Annotated in this window: 16 protein-coding genes and 1 tRNA gene; 13 read left to right on the top strand and 4 right to left on the bottom strand. The window is 48.5% G+C overall.

Annotated elements, in window-relative coordinates:
• Window positions 1–9: 9 nt before the first annotated feature.
• The 3 genes from opp4C to SB24_RS05350 are packed head-to-tail and all read left to right on the top strand — an operon-like array spanning window position 10 to window position 2,856.
• Window positions 10–915: an oligopeptide ABC transporter permease gene (opp4C, locus tag SB24_RS05360; RefSeq protein WP_033574444.1), complete on the top strand. Its 906-nt coding sequence runs from the start codon at window positions 10–12 to the stop codon at window positions 913–915.
• Window positions 912–1,898, top strand: coding sequence for an ABC transporter ATP-binding protein (locus tag SB24_RS05355; protein WP_033574445.1), 987 nt, complete (start codon window positions 912–914; stop codon window positions 1,896–1,898). Before opp4C ends, SB24_RS05355 begins: the two co-directional genes overlap by 4 nt.
• Complete coding sequence (locus tag SB24_RS05350; RefSeq protein WP_039252255.1) at window positions 1,891–2,856, top strand: ABC transporter ATP-binding protein; 966 nt, start codon at window positions 1,891–1,893, stop codon at window positions 2,854–2,856. Before SB24_RS05355 ends, SB24_RS05350 begins: the two co-directional genes overlap by 8 nt.
• Before the next feature lie 71 nt (window positions 2,857–2,927).
• On the opposite strand, the gene katA is transcribed toward SB24_RS05350, so the two are convergent.
• Window positions 2,928–4,373, bottom strand: coding sequence for a catalase KatA (gene katA / locus SB24_RS05345; protein WP_003155420.1), 1,446 nt, complete (start codon window positions 4,371–4,373; stop codon window positions 2,928–2,930).
• A gap of 256 nt (window positions 4,374–4,629) precedes the next feature.
• Between katA and SB24_RS05340 the strand changes: the two genes are divergently transcribed.
• From SB24_RS05340 to rpsN, 6 genes are all read left to right on the top strand, one after another.
• Window positions 4,630–5,565, top strand: a complete 936-nt coding sequence (locus tag SB24_RS05340; protein WP_033574447.1) for an amidohydrolase family protein — start codon at window positions 4,630–4,632, stop codon at window positions 5,563–5,565.
• Between the two features lie 222 nt (window positions 5,566–5,787).
• The gene (locus SB24_RS05330; protein ID WP_014417255.1) at window positions 5,788–6,555 is read left to right on the top strand and encodes an ABC transporter ATP-binding protein; all 768 of its coding nucleotides are present in this window, start codon (window positions 5,788–5,790) and stop codon (window positions 6,553–6,555) included.
• 15 nt (window positions 6,556–6,570) lie between these two features.
• The gene (locus tag SB24_RS05325) at window positions 6,571–7,560 is read left to right on the top strand and encodes an aliphatic sulfonate ABC transporter substrate-binding protein (protein WP_031378418.1); all 990 of its coding nucleotides are present in this window, start codon (window positions 6,571–6,573) and stop codon (window positions 7,558–7,560) included.
• The gene (locus SB24_RS05320) at window positions 7,560–8,393 is read left to right on the top strand and encodes an ABC transporter permease (protein WP_031378419.1); all 834 of its coding nucleotides are present in this window, start codon (window positions 7,560–7,562) and stop codon (window positions 8,391–8,393) included. Before SB24_RS05325 ends, SB24_RS05320 begins: the two co-directional genes overlap by 1 nt.
• A 24-nt stretch (window positions 8,394–8,417) precedes the next feature.
• On the top strand, window positions 8,418–9,554 hold the full coding sequence (gene ssuD / locus SB24_RS05315; RefSeq protein WP_039252247.1) for an FMNH2-dependent alkanesulfonate monooxygenase: 1,137 nt from the start codon (window positions 8,418–8,420) through the stop codon (window positions 9,552–9,554).
• Between the two features lie 174 nt (window positions 9,555–9,728).
• On the top strand, window positions 9,729–9,998 hold the full coding sequence (rpsN, locus tag SB24_RS05310; protein ID WP_015417090.1) for a 30S ribosomal protein S14: 270 nt from the start codon (window positions 9,729–9,731) through the stop codon (window positions 9,996–9,998).
• A 20-nt stretch (window positions 9,999–10,018) separates the two neighbouring features.
• Here the strand turns inward: rpsN and SB24_RS05305 are convergent, their stop codons facing one another.
• Window positions 10,019–10,486, bottom strand: a complete 468-nt coding sequence (locus SB24_RS05305) for a hypothetical protein (RefSeq protein WP_015417091.1) — start codon at window positions 10,484–10,486, stop codon at window positions 10,019–10,021.
• Window positions 10,483–10,686 (bottom strand): helix-turn-helix transcriptional regulator, encoded by a 204-nt coding sequence (locus tag SB24_RS05300; protein ID WP_003155407.1) that lies wholly within the window; start codon window positions 10,684–10,686, stop codon window positions 10,483–10,485. The genes SB24_RS05305 and SB24_RS05300 overlap by 4 nt, the downstream gene beginning before the upstream one ends.
• Before the next feature lie 191 nt (window positions 10,687–10,877).
• On the opposite strand from SB24_RS05300, the gene SB24_RS05295 reads away from it, so the two are divergent.
• A tRNA-Gly gene (locus SB24_RS05295) sits at window positions 10,878–10,951 on the top strand.
• Window positions 10,952–11,040: 89 nt separating this feature from the next.
• On the opposite strand, the gene SB24_RS05290 is transcribed toward SB24_RS05295, so the two are convergent.
• Window positions 11,041–11,664, bottom strand: coding sequence for a hypothetical protein (locus tag SB24_RS05290; protein WP_031378422.1), 624 nt, complete (start codon window positions 11,662–11,664; stop codon window positions 11,041–11,043).
• Window positions 11,665–11,748: 84 nt separating this feature from the next.
• On the opposite strand from SB24_RS05290, the gene queG reads away from it, so the two are divergent.
• The 3 genes from queG (at window position 11,749) to trmL (ending at window position 14,417) form a co-directional block, all read left to right on the top strand.
• Complete coding sequence (gene queG, locus SB24_RS05285; protein WP_015417093.1) at window positions 11,749–12,909, top strand: tRNA epoxyqueuosine(34) reductase QueG; 1,161 nt, start codon at window positions 11,749–11,751, stop codon at window positions 12,907–12,909.
• A 77-nt stretch (window positions 12,910–12,986) separates the two neighbouring features.
• A complete protein-coding gene (locus tag SB24_RS05280; RefSeq protein WP_012117141.1) occupies window positions 12,987–13,898 on the top strand; it encodes an amidase domain-containing protein in 912 nt (303 codons plus the stop codon).
• A gap of 36 nt (window positions 13,899–13,934) precedes the next feature.
• The gene (trmL, locus tag SB24_RS05275; protein ID WP_099686866.1) at window positions 13,935–14,417 is read left to right on the top strand and encodes a tRNA (uridine(34)/cytosine(34)/5-carboxymethylaminomethyluridine(34)-2'-O)-methyltransferase TrmL; all 483 of its coding nucleotides are present in this window, start codon (window positions 13,935–13,937) and stop codon (window positions 14,415–14,417) included.
• Window positions 14,418–14,433: the final 16 nt, after the last annotated feature.

The following is a 14,433-nucleotide window of genomic DNA, read 5'->3' as shown; positions in this document are numbered from 1 at the left end:
GTGTTCGGAATGAAAAAACAAAAAGGGGCGCCGCCTTCTCTTTGGAAGCAGACGTACCGCCGCCTGCTGCAGCATAAGCTGACGGTCATCAGTCTTCTTTTCTTATGTTTTATGTTTTTATTGTGCTTTATCGGGCCGTCTTTTTCTCCGTACATAACAGATCGGACGGATATTTCAAATGCCAATCAGCAGCCGGGAATCCATCATTGGCTGGGAACTGACCAGTACGGGAGAGATGTGCTGACGAGGCTGATGCTGGCGGGGCAGATTTCTCTGACCGTGGGGCTTGCTTCAATGGTGCTGTCGCTTGTCATCGGTTCTTTACTCGGGGCTGCGGCCGGATTTTATCGGGGAGCCGCTGATATGATCATTATGCGTATTGCTGATATGCTCATGTCCATCCCGGGACTGCCGCTGCTTTTGATTTTGGCTGCGGTGATGTCGGAGTGGAAAGTGCCTTCTGAATACAGAATGTACCTGATTATGATGATGTTAAGCCTGATCGGATGGCCCGGTCTGGCGCGGCTTGTACGCGGACAGATTTTGTCGCTCAAGGAGCAGCCGTTTATGATGGCCGCGGAAGTTCTGGGGCTTAGTGATAAACGGAAAATCCTCTATCATTTGCTTCCCAATACATTGCCGTTATTACTGGTAGCGGCGACTTTGCATGTGGCGGGAGCGATGCTGAGTGAATCGGCGCTGAGTTTTCTCGGGCTTGGCGTTGCTCCGCCGACACCTTCTTGGGGAAACATGATGGAAGCGGCGAATCATTTTATGGATTTTACACTCCGTCCGTGGCTGTGGATTCCGCCGGGAACGGCCATTTTTCTGACCGTTGTGGCGATTCATCTGCTTGGAGACGGTTTAAGAGACGCTTTTGATCCTAAGGTAAAACGGCAGGTGAAAATGAAATGAAAAAACCGCTTTTAGAAGTGAGGCATTTGGAAACGGCTTTTTATACTGAGGAGGGGGCGGTAAAGGCCGTGGACGATGTCAGCTTTACGATACATGAGGAGGAAACGGTTTGTATTGTAGGGGAGTCCGGCTGCGGGAAAAGCATGGCGTCATTGTCCATTATGCAGCTTATTCCCGAGACGGGGAGAATCGAACGGGGAGCGGTGCATTTTTCCGGACGGAACCTGTTGGAATTGAAACCAAAAGACATGCAGAAAATCCGCGGCAGCGAAATCGGGATGATATTTCAGGAACCGATGACATCTTTGAATCCGGTATTTACAATCGGTGAGCAGCTGGCCGAACCGATTCGCGAACATTTATTGCTGAGTAAGAAAGAAGCATGGCGGAGGGCCGTTGAACTGATCACGTTAGTGGAGATCCCGCATGCCGAGCAGGTTATGCACCAATATCCTCATGAACTGAGCGGCGGCATGCTGCAGCGCATCATGACGGCTGTCGCGCTAAGCTGCGAACCGAAACTGATCATTGCCGACGAGCCGACGACAGCGCTTGACGTAACCATTCAGGCGCAGATATTGGATTTATTGCGGGATATGAAAAAGCAATTTCGCACGTCTATTTTATTCATTACTCATGACCTTGGCGTGGTTGCTGAAATGGCTGATTATGTGATTGTCATGTATGCGGGAAAAATTGTGGAGGAAGGACCGGTTGCAAAGCTGTTTTCTGATCCGAAGCATCCGTATACGAAAGGGCTGCTCGCGGCCAAGCCGGTTATCGGTCAAAGAAGGGAGATGTTGTACACCATTCCGGGGCAAGTCCCCGAGCTTGCGGACCTGTCGGGATCGTCTTGTTATTTTGCGGAGCGATGTGAACACAGCACGGAAATATGCCGAAAATCGAGCCCGCATTTTACTGAATTCGGGAAGGGGCATCAGGCGGCGTGCTGGCTTTACAGAGAGGAGAAAGCAGATGAGTGATGTGTTGCTGGAGGTCAAGGGGCTGAAAAAATATTACGAGGAGCATGGGGGGATGAGAAAGACCCGCAAAAATCCCGTAAAAGCGGTTGACGGTGTCAGTTTTACGATAGGAAAGGGAGAAGTGTTCGGCTTAGCGGGAGAATCGGGCAGCGGAAAGTCATCAATCGGCAAGACCATTTTGAGGCTTCATGAAAAAACAGAGGGAGAGGTGTTTTTTCAGGGGCGTGATGTGTTTCGGATGAGCCGGCGCGAGCTCAAAACTTTCAGATCAGAAGCGCAGCTCATCTTTCAAGATCCGTTCAGTTCTTTAAATCCCCGGCGCCGGATCGGAGAAGCCATCGGTGAAGCGATGATCGAGCATCAATTGGCGGTGAAACGGAACGCGCGTGATAAAACGGCGGAAGTTCTTGAAGCCTGCGGACTTTCCGCAAACTTTATCGACCGTTATCCGCATGAATTTTCCGGAGGGCAGCGGCAGCGGATCGTGATTGCAAGAGCGATGGCGCTCAAGCCGCAATTTATCATTATGGATGAACCCGTGGCGGCGTTAGATGTCTCCATCCAGGCGCAGATGATCAATTTGTTCAGCAGCCTTCAAAAACAGCACGGGCTGTCATATTTATTCATTTCTCATGATTTAAGCGTGGTGGAGCACTTATGTACGAAGGTCGCCATCATGTATTTAGGGACGATTGTGGAATACGCGTCAAAGGAGGAGCTCTTTTCACGGCCGCTTCACCCTTATACGAAAGCGCTGTTATCAGCCGTGCCTGTTCCTGATCCCGGAGCGAAAAGGGAGCGGATAATTTTAAAGGGTGATATACCGAGCCCCTCTGATCCGCCTTCAGGCTGTAAATTCCGAACGAGATGCCCGGCAGCCAAGAAGATATGTGCTGAGAAAAGTCCGGCGCTGTCAGAAAAAGGGCTTCATCATTTTGCGGCATGCCACTTCGTATAATTGAGAAAAAAACGGTTTTATTGATAATAAACAGAAAAAACCTGCCGGGCAGACCGGCAGGTTTTTTGATGTTATTTTGGTGATGGCAGTCCGAGTCCTTCGGCAACGCGTCTGCCGTATTCAGGATCAGCTTTGTAGAAGTGGCCGATCTGGCGCAGCTTAATTTCTTCTTTTTCCACAGGTTTCATCGCACTGACGATATTGGCGACAAGGCGCGCGCGCTCTTCTTCGCTCATCAGGCGGTACAGGTCGCCGGCTTGTGTGTAATGATCATGATGATTATAGCTTACACTGTCTGCGAAACCTGATACAGGATATGCCGCCTGTTTATCTTCAGGTGACTCTTTCGGGCCGCCGAAGCTGTTAGGCTCGTAATAGACGGAGCGGCCGCCGTTATCATCAAAACGCATTTGTCCGTCACGCTGATAGTTTTTCACTTCATTGCGGGAACGGTTGATCGGCAGCGCCTGATGGTTCGCGCCGACACGGTAGCGATGCGCGTCATGGTATGCGAACAACCGGCCTTGAAGCATTTTGTCAGGTGAGACGTCGACGCCAGGGACTAATGTGCCGGGAGAGAACGTCGCCTGTTCTACTTCCGCAAAGTAATTTTCCGGATTGCGGTTCAGAACCATGCGGCCGACTTCGATCAGCGGATAATCTTTTTGAGACCATACTTTTGTGACGTCAAACGGATCAAAGCGATATGTGTTTGCGTCTTCTAACGGCATGATTTGAACATATAATTTCCATGCGGGGAAATCGCCGTTTTCAATCGCATTGAACAAATCTTCCGTATGGTAATCGGGATTTTCGCCCGCGATTTTTGCGGCTGTATTAACATCAAGGTTTTTCACGCCTTGCTCTGTTTTAAAGTGATATTTGATCCAGACGCCTTCGCCTTTATCATTTGTCCATTTAAATGTATGGCTTCCGAATCCGTGCATATGGCGAAGAGTCGCCGGAATGCCCCGGTCTGACATCAGAATGGTTACCTGGTGCAGGGATTCCGGTGACAGAGACCAGAAATCCCAAACGGCCGTCGGGTTTTTCAGATGTGTTCTCGGATCTCTTTTTTGTGTATGGATAAAGTCAGGGAACTTGATGGCATCGCGGATGAAGAACACGGGTGTATTGTTTCCGACGATGTCGTAGTTTCCTTCTTCTGTATAAAACTTAACGGCAAATCCGCGCGGGTCGCGCACTGTGTCACTAGAGCCCAGTTCGCCCGCAACGGTTGAGAAACGGATGAAGAGCGGCGTGCGTTTACCGACTTCTGACAGAAATGCGGCTTTCGTATATTTTGTAACGTCATTTGTGACTTCAAAATAACCGTGTGCGCCCGCGCCTTTTGCGTGAACGACACGCTCGGGAACGCGTTCTCTGTTAAAGTGCGCCAATTTCTCAAGCAGATGGACGTCTTGTATTAAAGCAGGACCGCGATCGCCGGCCGTCATTGAGTTTTGGTTATCTCCGACAGGAGCGCCCCAGCTGGTTGTCAATTTATTTGAACTCATGTGATCACCTCTTTAGATTTATAAAAACATAATATCACCTATCATTAAAAAGTCAATATTATTTTATAATGATTATAAAATAATTATTTTTATTATCGAAAAAAGGGTTTGGGTTTGAAAGCCTACTTGACTGACGGGAATAATGGGTTTAAGATGAGAAAAAATAGAAACCGCTGACTTGGACACAAGAGGCTCTTATTCTTCACTGGATAAGGGCCTTTTTTTATTGTCAGGCGGTAAGGGAGGCGGCGATTGTATGCTTTTCCGGCAGCATTTTAAACCTGTCGATATTCACGGTCATCTGCCGTACAGCCTTTATTTCGGCAAAAACGATAAGACATTTTCCGATTATAACCGGGAGCGGTCAGAAAGAATGAATCTGACTTGGGATTTTCCTGATCCGCATGATGTGGAGGGCGATGACGGCGAAATCGCTTTGATGACAAGATGGGAGAATGAATTAGATAAGTATGGCATTGACGTGCTGAATTTTTTAACAGCAGAGAGCAATGACCGGATGGCGGCGTTTATTCAAGCCAATCCCGCGAGATTTACCGGATTTGCATATCATCCTTTGGAGCGGGAGGATGCGTATGAAGAGCTGAAAAGAGCGGTAGAAGAGCTCGGTCTGAAAGGGTATAAACTGTTCGGGCCGCTGACAGACATCGATTTTCATGATCCGTCGCTGAAAAAGCTGTGGACGTATCTGGCTGACAAAAGGCTGCCTGTATTAATTCACTTCGGGCTTTTAGGAAGAGCGGGGGGCATTGTCAGCCATCGCAACATCAACCCGCTCTCCATCTATCGCGTCGCGAGAGAGTATGCTGATATCCCGTTCATCATTCCGCATTTCGGCGCCGGATATTATCAGGAACTGCTGCAGCTGTGCTGGAGCTGCCCGAATGTGTATATTGACACGTCCGGCTCAAATCAGTGGATGAGGTGGATGCCGTACCCGCTTGATTTGGAAATTCTGTTTCGGAAGACATCTGAATTAATCGGTGCTGAACGGATCATCTTCGGGACGGATTCGAACGGATTTCCGAGAGGATATGTATACAGATATCTTCAGGAGCAGGTGAGGACCTGCCGGGAAATCAATATGCGGGAAGAAGATATAGAGAACATTTTCGGCAACAACGCGCGGACATTATTGAAAATCGCCCGCCAAGAAAAGGAAGTAAATACGTGATACAGCCGATGCGCTCTCTGGCAGGGTTATACCGGAGGGCGTATTTTAATCCTTATAAAAAACAGTTGACAAGTCGGAATAATTTGAATTAACATGATATTCAAATTTAAAAACAAACGGGTTGCCGATCGGACCGCCGAAGGCTCCCATCTCTGCAAGCAATCGGAGATGGGGGCCTTTTTGTTTTTCGATCGCACGCGGCAGAAAGAGAGGGGAAGACAGATGGCTGTAACCATCAGCATACAAGAAAAAGCTTTTGAGCATGAAGGCCGGAAAACGCCGGTGCTGAATGATATTGAGCTGTCAATTGCATCGGGAGAATTTTTGACTGTCATCGGGCCGAGCGGATGCGGCAAAAGCACGCTTTTAAAATTGATTGCCGGTCTTGATACCGATTATAAAGGCTCTGTCACAATAAACGGCCGCAATGTGTCGGGACCGGGCATCCGGCAGGGATTTATCTTTCAGGAGCACCGGCTGTTTCCCTGGCTGACGGTAAAACAAAACATCGCTGCCGATCTCAATATGAACGACCCGGCCGTTCGGAAAAAAGTGGATGATCTGATTGAGGTTGTCAGGCTGCAGGGAGCGGAGAACGCTTATCCGCGCGAATTATCCGGCGGCATGTCGCAGCGGGTTGCCATCGCCAGAGCCCTTTTGCGCGAGCCGGAGGTGCTGCTTTTAGATGAACCGTTCGGGGCGCTTGACGCTTTTACGAGGAAACATTTGCAGGATGTGCTGCTTGATATATGGCGCGAGAAAAAAACGACGATGATTCTGGTCACGCATGATATTGATGAATCCGTCTATTTAGGCGATAAGCTGGCGATCCTCAGGGCAAAGCCCGGCCGGCTGCACAGCCTGATGCCGATTCAGCTTCCGCATCCGCGCAATCGGACCTCAGCGGATTTTCAGGCCGTCCGGCAGAAGGTGCTTTCTGAGTTTGAGAAAACGGAAGACCTCCGGTTTGCGGATGGGTCCGGGATATAGAAGGGACGAAGTGAAGTGAAAAAAATCATCATTCTTTTAGCCGCAGCAGTCATGATGTCAGCCGGATGCAGTGCAGACAGGACAGGGGGGAGCGGGAAAACGGTGAAAGAAATCCGGATCGGCATCCAGCAGAGTTTAAGCCCGCTTCTCATTGCCAAGGAAAAAGGCTGGTTTGAAGAGGCCTTCAAAAAAGACGGAATAAAAGTAAAATGGGTCGAATTCCAAAGCGGTCCTCCGCAATTTGAAGGTCTTGCCGCCGATAAGCTTGATTTTTCCCAGGTCGGCAATTCACCGGTCATTTCCGGTCAGGCGGCTGGAATTGATTTTAAAGAGATCGGGCTGTCTCAGGACGGGTTAAAGGCAAACGGCATTCTCGTAAACAAGGGCAGCGGGATTCAGAGCCTGAAAGAATTGAAAGGTAAAAAAATCGCTGTAGCCAAAGGCAGCAGCGGCTTTGATTTTCTCTATAAAGCTTTAGATAAAGCGGGGCTTTCCGCCGATGACGTCACCATCATCCAGCTTCAGCCTGATGAGGCGGTTTCCGCTTTTGAAAACAAATCAGTTGACGCATGGTCCATTTGGGAGCCGTATTTGTCGATTGAAACGCTGCAGCACGGGGCGGAAATATTGGCGAACGGAGAAAGCACAGATTTATATTCTCCCGGTTTCACGTTAGTCAGAACGGGATTTTCCAAAGAACACCCGGATGAGGTGGTCCGTTTTCTGAAAGTGTTCAATAAAGCAGTTACATGGCAAAAGGAACACAAAGATGAAGCTGTCTCCTTATATGCGAAAATCAAACATCTTGATCCGAAAGTCGTCAGAAACGTGCTTAACAATACTGAGCCTCTCAATGAACCGATCAATGATGATATTGTCAAAGCCCAGCAGGAAACCGCTGATTTTCAATATCAAACAAAAGCGATTCATAAGAAAATTCATGTAAAAGACGTTGTCGACAATTCATTTATTAAAAAAGCGCTTGAAACGGGGGGTGGCAAGTAATGAAAGCAGAAGCATCAACGGCTGCCGGCGCAATAAGCCAATCAGAAAAGAAAGCTCTGGCAAGATCCCGGAAGTATTCATACCAATGGATGAAAGGGGTTGTACTCCCGGCTGCGGTTATCGCAGTATGGCAGGTTATCGCAAGTCTGGGCATCGTCTCGGCCACGGTGCTCCCCTCACCTGTCGTCATCTTGCAGACGTTTCAGGAACTTCTTCTTTCAGGTGAACTTTGGGGTCATTTAGAGATCAGCTTATACCGGGCGGCTGCCGGATTTCTGCTTGGCGCGGGCCTCGGACTTGTTTTCGGGCTGCTGGTCGGTTTCTCAAAGCGGACGGAAGCATATCTAGATCCGTCTCTTCAAATGCTCAGAACGGTTCCGCACTTGGCCGTGACTCCTCTGTTTATTTTGTGGTTCGGGTTTGATGAGACATCAAAAATTCTGCTGATCGCATTAGGGGCATTTTTCCCCGTGTACATTAATACGTTTCTCGGAATCCGCAGTGTGGACGCGAAGCTGTTTGACGTCGCGCGGGTGCTGGAATTTAACTGGTATCAGCAGATGACGAAATTAATTCTTCCGGCATCTCTGCCGAATATCCTGCTCGGCATCAGGCTCTCTCTAGGCATTGCGTGGCTCGGTCTCGTGGTGGCGGAACTGATGGGATCGAGCGAGGGCGTCGGTTATATGATTATGGATGCCAGACAATTTTCACAGACAAATAAGGTGTTTGTCGGCATTATCATTTTTGCGGCTGTCGGCAAGCTGACAGATGCATTGGTCAGAATGCTCGAACGGAAACTATTAAAATGGCGGAACAGTTATGAAGGGTAACCTATTAAAAAAGGAGAGATTCATATGGAGATTCTTTGGTTTATTCCGACGCATGGTGACGGCCGGTATTTAGGGACGCAAACGGGAGGGAGAACGGCGGATCATCTTTATTTTAAGCAAGTGGCACAGGCGGCGGACAGACTCGGTTATACGGGGGTTCTGCTGCCGACGGGGAGATCATGTGAAGACCCGTGGCTGACGGCTGCCGCTTTAGCGGGGGAAACGAGTGACTTGAAATTTTTAGTGGCGGTCCGTCCGGGACTGATGCAGCCGTCTGTCGCCGCGAGAATGGCGTCGACAATGGACCGGCTGTCAGACGGCCGTTTGCTCGTAAATGTCGTAGCGGGCGGAGATCCTTATGAACTGGCGGGAGACGGCATGTTTATCAGCCACGATGAACGTTATAAGGCGACTGAAGAATTTTTAACCGTCTGGCGCGGACTCATGCGGGGCGAAACGGTGACATATGAAGGGGACCATATCAAAGTGGAAAACAGCAATCTGCTGTTTCCGCCAAAGCAGTCTCCGCATCCGCCATTATATTTCGGCGGTTCATCACAGGCGGGAATTGAAGCTGCGGCGAAACATACAGATGTCTATTTAACATGGGGAGAGCCGCCGGAGCAGGTAAAAGAAAAGATTGAAACCGTTAAAAAACAGGCTGCCAAGGAAGGAAGGACGATGCGTTTTGGCATCAGACTTCACGTGATTGTCCGGGAGACTGAGGAAGAGGCATGGGAAGCGGCTGATCGATTAATCAGCCACTTAGACGAAGAGACGATTGCGAAAGCGCAGGCTGCGCTTCGGCGCGCTGATTCTTCGGGACAAAAACGGATGGCCGATCTCCATAACGGTGACCGCTCGAAGCTTGAGATCAGCCCGAATCTCTGGGCCGGCATCGGACTGGTCAGAGGCGGAGCGGGCACGGCGCTTGTCGGTGATCCGCAGACTGTCGCTGCTCGAATTTTAGAGTATCAGGCACTCGGCATTGAGTCGTTTATCTTTTCAGGCTACCCGCATCTGGAAGAAGCTTATTATCTGGCTGAACTCGTGTTTCCGCTTCTGCCGTTTCAGAATGAACGGACTAAAAAGCTTGAGCGCAGACTGGGTGAAGCAATGGGAAACGACCATTTTGCAAGAGGAAATAAAGCGACAGTCTGATGACGTCGCAAGGCGGATAATTGACGGCGGGCGCTTTCTGCGGATTCATTTCCGGGGAAATGCCGGCAGTGAAGGCGGGTATTCACCCGCCTTTTTAAGCGCTTAGCTTGCACGATGCTCATATGGATGATATGATACAAAACGTAATTATTACGATTTGTTAGGAGTGCTGAAATGGCAAAAAAATCAAAAGTGATCAAAGAGCTCAAGCGGCAGAAGCTTGTTGAACAATATGCGGACATCCGAAGAGAATTAAAGGCAAAAGGAGACTGGGAAGCGCTGGGCAAACTGCCGCGTGATTCTGCTCCGGCCAGGCTTCATAACCGCTGTACGTTGACGGGGCGGCCCCGCGGATATATGAGAAAATTTAAACTGTCCAGAATCGCATTCAGGGAGCTGGCCCATAAAGGCCGGATTCCCGGGGTGAAAAAAGCGAGCTGGTAACGTAAAAAACTCCGGATCTGTCATGAACCGGAGTTTTTGCCGTGCTTATGAAAAGTGAAAACATAAGCCAAATGCTGAATCATCATCAGAATGAAAATCAAAAGAATCGGAAAAAAGGGAAGATGTGGCTGAATCAGCGGATAAAACAAAAGCAGAACGGCTGCGGCCGGCAATGAGAAGTAAACGGCGATATACGAGGAACGGCAAGCTTTAGCCGTCATCATCCGTTCTCTTTCATCCTGTTCCTCAAATTCATCGGGCACAAGCCTGTGCTTTTTGCCGTTCCGTTTTTTCTTTTCAGTATAGATATATAATGCAGTACAAACGGTAAACAGCAGAAACGGCGTGATATTCAGCTCAAATGAACCGCTCCCCTCCGTTTGGAAAAACTGAGCGATCCGCGGCGCCGCTTCCATAAAGGAAATAAGCGTCCAGCAGGCCAATCCGTAGAGTGCAAGGTGAAAACACGCTTTTCTTTTCAAACTCATTTTTTCTCCTCCTCCAGCCAGAAAACTTCCTCCATCGGCAGGGAGAAAGCCCGGCAGATGTTAAGCGCCAATAAAAGTGAAGGCACATAATCTCCTTTTTCAATCGCTGCAATCGTCTGTCTGGTGGCTCCGGCTTCTTTTCCGAGCGTTTCCTGAGAATAGCCGAATCTGGCTCTCAGCTCTTTTACTTTATTTTTCATCATCAGGCGTACCTCAAGTTTTCTTCTTTTTCATATTGTATGAGACTCTTAACAAAATGTAAACCCAACTTAACATGTGGACAAAAAAAGAATTTTTTTCGACAAATTTTTTAACATTCCCTTGACGAAAAAAAAATAAACATGTAATATTAGAAACATCAAATCGGTACTGACAAAAAAATAATTTTGATGCGGGTGTAGTTTAGTGGTAAAACCTCAGCCTTCCAAGCTGATGTCGTGAGTTCGATTCTCATCACCCGCTCCATACATACGTTATTAACGCAGTGTTTCGTTTCTCTGATAAACGAAGTATTGCGTTTTTTTATGTGAAAAAAGACACGAAGGCGTGTCTTTTTATGAAAGCCAAGAGACGGTATGCGTGCCTCCGTGAATTTGTTCAAACATTTTTGTTAAGGATGATAGCAGCTCATCCGCCGCGTCGGCATGAAATGAAGGCGGGAAAAAGATCAGCTGCAGCATTTTCTTTGTGCCGGGCGTGACAGGGCGTGTATTGATATGTCCGGTGAAGTCGCCGAAAACGCCGTCCGGGCCGGAGAAAGACAGTACGCTTTCTTTTTCTCCGATCGTAATTGAAATCGGTTCATCTATTTCTGCGGCATCATACGCCATGATAGGCAATGAATATTTCAAGGAGAAAAAAAGTATGGTATCATGGGCTGAATTCACACTTTCAATGAATCGTTCCCGGGAAATATCGCCGAGCATAAGCTCCATCGGCGTTTTTTGTCCTGAAAAGGCGAGACTGAGCTGTTCCATTATACGCGCCCACTCTTTTACAAAAGGCTGCTCATCTATACCGCCGTCAGCATAATCAAAGTAAAGAGATTCTTGAAATAAACGGAGGCGGCCTTTCAGCATTTGCGGAGCAGGCCCGATTTCGATCTGTTCATATAAGACGGCTGCCGCTTTGATCCCCGGCACCCGTTCAGCAATAAGTGGATCTAAACTGATGTTCAAGTGTGTTCACTCCATTTCGGGATGATAAAACTCTATTATACCTGTGCGGGAGCCTGATCACAAAGAAAGGAGGCTGTGCAAAAAATGAATATTCATAAACTGAAAGAGGAATTAATCGAATACGCCAACAGCATCGGAGTCGACAAAATCGGGTTTACGACGGCTGATACGTTCGACAGTCTGCGGGACCGGCTGATTCTTCAGGAATCACTCGGCTATTTATCCGGGTTTGAAGAACCGGATATTGAAAAACGGGTTACACCGTCTTTGCTTCTCCCGAAAGCCAAATCAATCGTCGCCATCGCCCTTGCTTATCCTTCCAAAATGAAAGATGCGCCGAGGAGCACGAGGGACGGGCGGCGCGGCATTTTTTGCAGAGCTTCCTGGGGGAAGGATTATCATGACGTGCTGAGGGAAAAGCTTGATCTGCTGGAGAATTTTCTCCAAAGCAAACATGAGGATATCCGCACGAAGTCAATGGTGGATACAGGGGAATTGTCCGACAGGGCCGTGGCTGAACGGGCGGGAATCGGCTTCAGCGCCAAAAACTGCATGATCACCACGCCTGAATACGGCTCTTACGTCTATCTGGCTGAAATGATCACCAATCTGCCCTTTGAACCGGATGTGCCGATTGAAGATATGTGCGGTACGTGCACAAAATGTTTAGACGCGTGTCCGACCGGCGCGCTCGTCAATCCCGGACAGCTTAACGCCCAGCGCTGTATTTCGTTCCTGACCCAGACAAAGGGATTTCTGCCGGATGAGTTCCGCACGAAAATCGGAAACCGTCTGTATGGCTGTGACACGTGCCAGACGGTCTGTCCGATTAATAAGGGGAAAGATTTTCATCTTCATCCGCAGATGGAGCCTGATCCGGAAATCGCAAAGCCGCTGTTAAAGCCGCTTTTGACCATAAGCAACCGCGAATTCAAAGAAAAATTCGGACATGTATCGGGATCATGGCGCGGCAAGAAGCCGATACAGCGGAATGCGATTTTAGCTTTGGCTCATTTTAAAGATGCCTCGTCTCTTCCGGAATTAACGGCCTTGATGCACCAAGATCCGCGCCCCGTCATCAGGGGGACGGCCGCCTGGGCCATCGGGAAAATCGGTGATCCTGATTATGCGGGGGAATTAGAAAAAGCGCTTCAAAAGGAGCAGGATGAGGACGCCATACGGGAAATTGAAAAGGGACTGGAGCTGTTATCGGTTTCTGATAAGACTAAAACCGGCCGGTCCTGACATATGTATAGAGAAAAAGCACTTGGCGTGAGTTCAAGTGTTTTTTTCTTTATAAAACAGTATGGTGGGTGGAGCGCTTGAAGCATATTATTGAAGATTTAGCGGAGGCCCGGCTTCATTATTTAATCAACGGAACCGAGATGAGGCACAATGGGCAGCCCGGCGATCTTGAGGTCCTGACGAGAAAAAAAGAGCTGTTTGAAAAACGGAAAGTTGACATCGTGAAAGCGAAGGCAAAAGCCGTCATTGTCAAAAGCAGCCTTGAGGACGACGGCACGTTATGCGTCATGTACACGATTCATTTCGAATATTTGTGCAAGGAGCATGACGGACACCTTTACTTAGAAGAGCAGATTGAGGAACGGACTGCATTTCTCTATGATCAGCTTTTGATTAAAGACCGGGAAGTAAAGAAAAAACCGGCGGGATTTTCTGACGGAAACAGCGTAATTGAATATGAGCGGAGTGAACGGGAAGATTTCGGGCGGGCGTTTCAATACGACCGTCTGGCTGCCGTGCAGTACGCGGAGAAGTTTTGGAATAAACGAAACCCCGCTTATAAAAATTTCAGCGACAACTGCACCAATTTTATTTCCCAATGTTTACATGCCGGAAAAGCACCGATGCGGGGGCATCCGAACAGAGGCTCAGGCTGGTGGATGAAGGCAAGCTCGTGGAGCTACAGCTGGACGGTCGCGCATTCGATGAAGATGTATCTGGCCCAATCCAAGGCAGGGCTTCGCGCGGTGCAAGTATCAAGAGCCGAAGAACTGATGCCCGGAGATATCATTTGCTATGATTTTGAAGGGGACGGCCGTTTTAATCATACGGCGATCGTGGTCGCGAAAGATAAAAGCAATATGCCGCTCGTCAATGCCCAAACGTATGACAGCAGAATGAGATATTGGTCATATGAGGATTCAACGGCGTATACTCCTTCCATCAGATATGCGTTTTTTCATATTACGGATGATACGACAAAAGAGTAATTAATGATATAATGGTGGGCGGAATAAAAAACAGAGGTGAACATCGTGGCATTACATGTCGTTTTATATCAACCCGAAATCCCGGCCAATACGGGAAATATCGCACGTACTTGTGCGGCAACAGACACAACGCTTCATTTGATCCGCCCGCTCGGATTCTCGACCGATGATAAAATGCTGAAGCGCGCCGGACTCGATTATTGGGAGTTCGTCAACGTCGTATATCATGATTCATTGGAAGAGTTATTTGAGGCATATGAGAACGGAAAGTTTTTCTTCATTACAAAATTCGGCCAAAAGCCGCACACATCATTTGATTACTCAAATAAGGAGGAAGACTTTTTCTTCGTATTCGGCAGAGAAACGAGCGGACTTCCGAAAGAATTGATCGAAAACAATATGGACCGCTGCCTGCGTCTGCCGATGACCGAGCATGTGAGATCATTAAACCTGTCCAACACGGCCGCGATTCTTGTATATGAAGCGCTGCGCCAGCAAAATTACAGAGATTTGACGTGAGAAAAAACGCCCGCAT

Source organism: Bacillus sp. Pc3, from assembly GCF_000815145.1.
Lineage (GTDB): Bacteria > Bacillota > Bacilli > Bacillales > Bacillaceae > Bacillus > Bacillus velezensis.
The sequence above is the reverse complement of the archived record's forward strand: the minus strand, read 5'-3'. Positions and strand labels throughout refer to the sequence as shown.